This window comes from Nonomuraea lactucae, from assembly GCF_003313395.1.
Lineage (GTDB): Bacteria > Actinomycetota > Actinomycetes > Streptosporangiales > Streptosporangiaceae > Nonomuraea > Nonomuraea lactucae.
Genome location: NZ_QNFZ01000493.1, coordinates 1 through 1,362, shown reverse-complemented (window position 1 = coordinate 1,362; position 1,362 = coordinate 1). Strand labels below are relative to the sequence as shown.

The window sequence follows — 1,362 nt, the reverse complement described above, 5'->3', positions numbered from 1 at the left end:
GGCAGTCCGCCCCGCCGCCGAAGAACGCCACGGGGGCGCCGCGGCCGAGCGGCACTTCCACGCCGGTCCCCACCGCCACCCCCACCACGACCGCCAGCCGCACGGGCAAGCCGAGCGCGACGCCGTCTCCCACCCCCACCCGCGAGCCCGAGCCGAGCGAGGAGCCCACGAGCCCCGGCCCGCAGGAGCCGACGACCGAGCCGACCGTGAGCGTGGACCCGGGCGACATCCAGTGCGTCAGGGCGCCCTGCCCCTGATCCGCGCGGCCGGCTGTCCGGCAGGGAGTCCAGGTCAGGCCATGAGAGAGTTGATCGTGTGAACTCGACCCGCGACCTGCTCATCGCCCTGGCCCGCCGCTACGCGTTCGCCGACCTCGGGGCGCTGGCCCCGTCACCGGACATCGCCGAGGTGTGCGAGTTCGGGCAGCGGTTGCTCTCGCTCGACGCCGAGGACTTCGCCGTCGAGGCGCGGTCGGTCCCGCCGGAGCTGAGGCGGCAGGCCCGCGCGTGTCACATGCCGCAGACCCCGCGCGAGCAGCCGCGCGGGGCGCTGGAGTCGCTGCGGCCCGCCTACGGGCTGCTGCTGGAGGTCATCGCCGTCCGCTGGCACCGCCGTGAGCTGAGCCCGATGATCGCGGCCGTGCACATCGCCAGCGAATACCTGCCGCTGCTGGCGTTCGAGCCGCAGCTCGGCCACGCGGGCGACCCCGCCCGCTGGCCCGACGGGCTGAGCGCGCCGGGCAGCAGGTTCGGGGTCATCGGCGACCGCGACTGCGACCACACCAAGTCCGAGCAGTCGGCCACCAACAGGACTCTGCGGGTGGCCGCCGAGCCCGCCGAGGGCTGGCGCGCGTACTTCGACCGGCAGCACAGCCAGGTGGCCGGCGCGCTCGCGGTGTGCGTCGCGTCCTGCCGCAACCCGTGCACGGCGATGCACTGGATCGAGCCCGCGCCGTCCGCCGACCTCGGTGCGCGCGCCCGCACCGCGCTGGCGTTCGCGGACACCCCGCTGGTACGGCTGCGCCACGCGGCGCCCGTCGGCCACGGCTTCGGGGTGCCCTCCTCGGAGGAGGTGCTCGACGCCTGGGAGCGCAGCCGTTCGGTGCTCGACAAGAACACGGTGGGCGGCGCCGCGCTGAAGGACGACGGTTTCCCGCTGCCGGGGCTGCCCTCGCTGTTCGCGGCCGTCGCCGCCGCGCCCATCGGGCCCGCCACGCTGCTGGCCGGGGTCAGCGAGCACATCGCCGGCCTGCTCGCAGCGTCGCCCAAGGCGTGACACCGCTCGCGTCCCGCGCGTCACCTCCGTCCGGCGGCGTGCTCGCCAAGCGCGGCGACGCCGTGCAGCAGTCCGCCCGCGAGGTCG

General features: G+C 75.9%; 2 protein-coding genes. One reads left to right on the top strand and one right to left on the bottom strand.

The genetic code is table 11. The features are described 5' to 3' along the window. A partial coding sequence (locus DQW85_RS22935; RefSeq protein ID WP_420819178.1) for a hypothetical protein occupies positions 1-229 on the bottom strand: 229 nt, incomplete at its 3' end. An 86-nt stretch (positions 230-315) separates the two neighbouring features. Here DQW85_RS22935 and DQW85_RS22930 point away from each other — a divergent pair. Beyond that, the gene (locus tag DQW85_RS22930) at positions 316-1,275 is read left to right on the top strand and encodes a hypothetical protein (RefSeq protein ID WP_113702196.1); all 960 of its coding nucleotides are present in this window, start codon (positions 316-318) and stop codon (positions 1,273-1,275) included. Positions 1,276-1,362: the final 87 nt, after the last annotated feature.